The sequence below is a fragment of the Bradyrhizobium sp. genome, assembly GCF_019242285.1.
Classification (GTDB): Bacteria; Pseudomonadota; Alphaproteobacteria; order Rhizobiales; family Xanthobacteraceae; genus Bradyrhizobium.
In genome coordinates this window covers 1-4,318 of the sequence record NZ_JAFAVV010000339.1, presented here as the reverse complement: position 1 = coordinate 4,318, position 4,318 = coordinate 1, and the positions used below count along the sequence as shown (strand labels likewise).

Genomic DNA, 4,318 nt, shown 5'->3' with positions numbered 1-4,318 from the left:
AACGCGGCGCGCCAGCCATAGGCCTGACCGATCGCAACCAGGACCAGGGGCGCAGCGAGGTTGCTCAGAAGGGCACTGAAGAAATTCTGCAGTACGCCCATGTTGAAACCGCGCCGATGCTCCGACGACTCGGCGGACATGATCGATTGGGCAATGGGCAGCACTGGGCCTTCCGCCAAACCCATTACGAGCCGCGCGGCAAGCAGCGTCAGGAAGGAATTGGCAAGCCCCGATCCGATGGAGCAGGCGGAAAAGACCACGATAGCGCAGACCAGCAAAGTCTTGCGGTTCTGCAGATAATCGGACAGCGTGCCGACGCCGTAGCCAGCGATGGCCCAGGTAAGAGCGAGGCCAGCGGCAAGCGCGCCGAGCTGCGAGTTGCTGAGCTGAAGCTCAGGCACGATAAACGGCGCCAGAAAGCTCAGCGCGAGACGATCAAAGAACACGAAACCGAACGCCGCCCCCATGAGGATTACAACGAGGTTTTCGTATTTGAAGATGCGAGAGCTGCCCACAGCCTCCTCCTGTTGTCGTCGATTGATGGATGATCGTGCTTCTCGCAAGACCGCGGCGCCGCGATCTCGCCTGGCATGGAATGCGCGGACACTCAGGAGAGGAATCGCGCGATGGAAGTCACCGCCTCGGGCTTCTCGTCCAGCACGAGATGACCGGCGCCCCCCACGATCTCGACGTCAGCCGCGGGAATGAGCGACTTCCAGAGCTTCGCCTGCGCCGATGGAATAATCTTGTCCTCTTCGCCCCAGAGCAGAAGCGTGGGCATTTTGAGGCGATGCAGATGCCGCGGCAACTTGCGATCCCAAGGCTTCTCCCACAGCAGGCGGGCGACCGTGGTCATCTCGCGATATCTATCCGCGATAAAATCGAGGTCAGGCTGGACGGGCAGATGCGGTTTGATAACGTCGAAGTTGGAGACGAGTAGCGGCGGCAGCTGCTCGGGTGACAGCGCCAGGACGTCGGCTGGCGGATTGTCCTTGTCCCGCAACCCGGCCGGCCCGATCAGCGCCAGTTTGATCACGCGCTCGCGGTGCTCGATGGCAAACCGGGCGGCGAGATAGCCGCCGAGGGAAAACCCGACCAGATTGACTTTTTCGATGCCGAGCGTGTCGAGCAGCTCGACGTAATGCATGACATAGTCGTGCATGTCCAGCATGGTCGGATCATCGTCGGACTCGCCGAAGCCGGGGTGATACGGCACCAGGACCCGAAAGTTCTCGGTCCACTTGCCGGCAAACTCGAAACCGTGAAACGTCCCGGCTCCGTGCAGGAACAACAATGGTTGTCCGCTGCCGGCCGCGTACATCACGATCTTCACCCCATTGACCTCGTGAGTTTCTCGTTCGAACCTGACCATGTCAGCCTCCCTTTACTCAGCCGCGCGTTGCAGGGACGCCGACCGTGATCGCAACCGGGGCATGACCTCCTCCGCGATCAGCGAAAGGTTTTTCACCGCCTTCCAGTGCGGCATATTGCCCAGGTGCCCGTTGATGTTGAAGTGCGTCGTCCCCATGGTCTTTCCCCATTCGCCGATCAGATTGGCAACTTTTTCCGCGCTGCCGACCGCGATGAAGAGCGCGTCGCTGAGCGTCTTGAAGTCGAAAGAGCCATGCAGCTTGTCGCCGAGCGCAGCACGCGCCTTCAGTTGCTCGATTGAGATGTAGCCGGGAGGAGCGAGGAACTGCGGTGTCGTACGCAACCCGTCCTCGAAGAAGAACTGCAGGTGTTCAACGAACTCTCGCTGCGCCTGCTCGTCGGTCTCGGCTACGTAGGTCAAGACGCCGAGCGGCAACTGGTCGGGGCGTACTTCGTGGCCGTAAGCAGCGGACCGCTCGCGAAGCCTGTTGTTGAGCTCCAGCGCGCGCTGCCGGCTGACGAACACCGCCGAATAGCCAAAGCCCAGTTCGGCAGCGAGCTCGATCGTTTCCGGGCTGCCGGTTCCCACGATGTAGCAGGGCGGGTGGGGACGTTGGTATGGCCGCGGCCAGCTGTTAAGGAAACGGTAAGTATAGAAGTCACCATAGTAGCTGGTCGGCCCGTCAACCGTCCAAGCTTTCAAAATAATGTCGATGGACTCTCGGTGGCGCTCGCGAGCGGTCACGGGATTGACCGGATTGGCCCAGTACTCCATGCCGGTGCCGAGCGGAAATGCTATTTCCAGGCGTCCTTTAGACAGAACGTCCAGCATCGCATATTCCTCAGCGAGCCGGTTAGGATATTCGAGGTTTGGCGGCGTTCCCCAAACGCAGATCTTGGCGTTCTTGATCTGCGGAATCAGCGTCGCAGCAAGCAGGCTGGGCGCCGGCATCATGCTGTAGCTCGTGTTATGGTGCTCGTTGAGGACGATGGCGTCGAAGCCTAGTTGGTCCGCGAGCACGAGCTGCGAGAGGTATTGCTGGTAGAGCTCATGCGCCTTTTCCGGGTCGTAATATTTGTTCGGAAAATTGACCCAGAGCGATTTGAACTCCTTGTGGTTCGCCGGAAGATGCACATAGGGCATGAAATGCATGAAGTTAAAGCGAACGTCGGACATCTCTTGCTCCTAGGATCTGCGCCTCGCTCTTTCCAGCCGAAAGGCGGAGCTCGTTCAGTTCATGAACTCAAGGGTCAGTTCGATCAGCCGGGCACCATCCGAACTACGCTTCGGCGGCCCCACCCCGCCGAGCTCATGTTCTGCCTGCCTGTCTTCGTAGTGTCGACGCATTCGCGCGAACTCGACCACCTGCTCGGCCACAAAAGCGAGTTGTTGCGCTACCTGGGGATCTGTGCATTCGCCTTCGAGCGAGATTGGCCGAAGCGCCGAATTGATGACGGCCGAGAATGGCGTTGGCCAGCCACGGAGAGCATGCACAATCGCGCGCAGCGTCGCGAGCGTCGCCCCCATGGCCTGGACTCCGTCAGCACAGACGATCGAGCCGACGGCGCGGCCGGCGAGATAGACCCGTCGATCGCTTCGAAGATCCTCGGTGTAGTCGAGTGCATTCTTGATGAGACCGGTGATCGAACCGTGATAGCTTGGGGTTGCGATCACAACTCCATCGGCGGCGCGGAGCGTTTCCACCATTGCGGCCGCCTCTGGCGTACGCGCAGCTTCGGCGGGATCATAGGCCGGCATCTTCAACGCTGATCCGGCGAAGATGCGCGTCCTCGCACCCATCTGCTCTGCTCGAGCAAGAACGAGACGAAGTGCCCTCTCGGAGGTGGATCCGGGCCGGAGCGTCCCTCCAATGCCGACAATGAATGGAGAGCGCCCGGTCATCCCGGCGCTCCTTCACGCAACGCCGTCCGCGGCCCCGCAGAAAAGGCTGCTCGTCCGGGAAAACCCGAATTGAACCGAGCCGCGACATGCGACCGCCCGGTGTCAAACCGCGCCATGCGCGTCTCTCCCTAGCTCTGTTTCGCCGTCATCGAGAACGGCGCGATATTGCCTTGGATGCTAGGAGAGGCAGAAAGCCGGAGCCTGCACAAAACGAGCTGATTGGCAGGAAATTGATACTAAGTCGAATGGCTGCCGGGCACAACTCGGGATCGAGTACGGAGCACGCAGGTGAGATGCGGTGAGTCAGTTCATGGAGCGGCGATAGGCGCCCGGGGTGAAGCCCGTCATGCGACGGAACGTGCTTGTAAAATGCTGCTGATGCGCAAAACCGCATTCATGCGCAATGTCCGCCAGGCTGCATTCCCGATTGGCAAGCAGCTGTTTGGCGCGAACAATTCGCACCCCAAGCACGTAGCGATGAGGCGACACACCGACTGCGGACTTGAACATCCGGATAAAATGCTCTGAACTCAAGCTGCAGATTGCGGCCAGGTCCGCAAGCTTGATGCAGTCCGCCAGATTGCTTTCGACGAATTCGCGAACTGCCCGCACCCTGCGGCTGCTGAGCTGCCGTGCGACGGCCGGCAAGCTCGGTCTGCCATCCAGACGACTGATCGTCATCAGTCGATTGGCGATGGCATGGGAGACGGACTCGGCGAGCAGCGAGCAGGACGAATCCTCCTCTCTGAGGATCTCTTCGAGAACTGCCAATAGATTACCGGTTACCCCATCCGTTTCGCCCAGAATCGGAACGAGACCGGTACCAAGCTTGCAATCACCTGCCCGTTCACCAAACAGATCGGACCGCACATAGACGTGAATCGTGTCAAGCGGCGCATGAAGGTGGACCTCGCAATCCCGCCCGGGCGGCAGGAAGAATATCCCTCCTTGCTGCACTTGCCGCGAGACCAGTCGGCCATCGAGTCGGTAGGTGACGTTTGCGGGACCTTTGCGCGAACTGACCAGCAAGGCATTGGCGTTGGC

5 protein-coding genes are annotated in these 4,318 nt (G+C 60.3%); all 5 read right to left on the bottom strand.

Translation table 11 applies throughout. From position 1 onward, the window contains the following. Positions 1-515: MFS transporter (locus JOY90_RS13230; RefSeq protein ID WP_291691570.1), on the bottom strand; the 515-nt coding region annotated here is incomplete at its 3' end. Positions 516-607: 92 nt separating this feature from the next. Further along, complete coding sequence (locus JOY90_RS13225) at positions 608-1,321, bottom strand: alpha/beta fold hydrolase (RefSeq protein WP_291691569.1); 714 nt, start codon at positions 1,319-1,321, stop codon at positions 608-610. A gap of 63 nt (positions 1,322-1,384) precedes the next feature. Further along, positions 1,385-2,548 carry an LLM class flavin-dependent oxidoreductase gene (locus JOY90_RS13220; protein ID WP_291691568.1) on the bottom strand — a complete coding sequence of 388 codons (1,164 nt, stop codon included), beginning with the start codon at positions 2,546-2,548 and terminating at the stop codon, positions 1,385-1,387. Between the two features lie 54 nt (positions 2,549-2,602). Next, complete coding sequence (locus JOY90_RS13215) at positions 2,603-3,274, bottom strand: NADPH-dependent FMN reductase (RefSeq protein WP_291691567.1); 672 nt, start codon at positions 3,272-3,274, stop codon at positions 2,603-2,605. 303 nt (positions 3,275-3,577) lie between these two features. Next, positions 3,578-4,318, bottom strand: a 741-nt coding sequence (locus JOY90_RS13210; RefSeq protein WP_291691566.1) for an AraC family transcriptional regulator, incomplete at its 5' end; no start/stop codon positions are given.

Coding starts and splice junctions, on each gene's coding strand:
- JOY90_RS13225 (WP_291691569.1), bottom strand. CDS start 1,321: ATGTACGCGGCCGGCAGCGGACAACCATTGTTGTTCCTGCACGGAGCC.
- JOY90_RS13215 (WP_291691567.1), bottom strand. CDS start 3,274: ATGACCGGGCGCTCTCCATTCATTGTCGGCATTGGAGGGACGCTCCGG.
- JOY90_RS13220 (WP_291691568.1), bottom strand. CDS start 2,548: ATGTCCGACGTTCGCTTTAACTTCATGCATTTCATGCCCTATGTGCAT.